The sequence below is a fragment of the Haloarcula sp. DT43 genome (assembly GCF_037078405.1).
Classification (GTDB): domain Archaea; phylum Halobacteriota; class Halobacteria; order Halobacteriales; family Haloarculaceae; genus Haloarcula; species Haloarcula brevis.
Genome location: NZ_JAYMGZ010000018.1, coordinates 1 through 554, shown reverse-complemented (window position 1 = coordinate 554; position 554 = coordinate 1). Strand labels below are relative to the sequence as shown.

At 59.2% G+C, this 554-nt stretch carries 1 rRNA gene; it reads left to right on the top strand.

Annotated features, from left to right (window positions below):
* Positions 1-554: ribosomal RNA gene (locus VI123_RS19245) — 16S ribosomal RNA — on the top strand; the annotation flags it as partial.

The following is a 554-nucleotide window of genomic DNA, read 5'->3' as shown; positions in this document are numbered from 1 at the left end:
TTTTCTGTACCGTAAGGTGGTACAGGAACAAGGACTGGGCAAGACCGGTGCCAGCCGCCGCGGTAATACCGGCAGTCCGAGTGATGGCCGATATTATTGGGCCTAAAGCGTCCGTAGCCGGCCGGACAAGTCCGTTGGGAAATCGACGCGCTCAACGCGTCGGCGTCCAGCGGAAACTGTCCGGCTTGGGGCCGGAAGACCTGAGGGGTACGTCCGGGGTAGGAGTGAAATCCTGTAATCCTGGACGGACCACCAATGGGGAAACCACCTCAGGAAGACGGACCCGACGGTGAGGGACGAAAGCTAGGGTCTCGAACCGGATTAGATACCCGGGTAGTCCTAGCTGTAAACGATGCTCGCTAGGTGTGCCGTAGGCTACGAGCCTGCGCTGCGCCCTAGGGAAGCCGAGAAGCGAGCCGCCTGGGAAGTACGTCTGCAAGGATGAAACTTAAAGGAATTGGCGGGGGAGCACCACAACCGGAGGAGCCTGCGGTTTAATTGGACTCAACGCCGGACATCTCACCGGTCCCGACAGTAGTAATGACGGTCAGGTT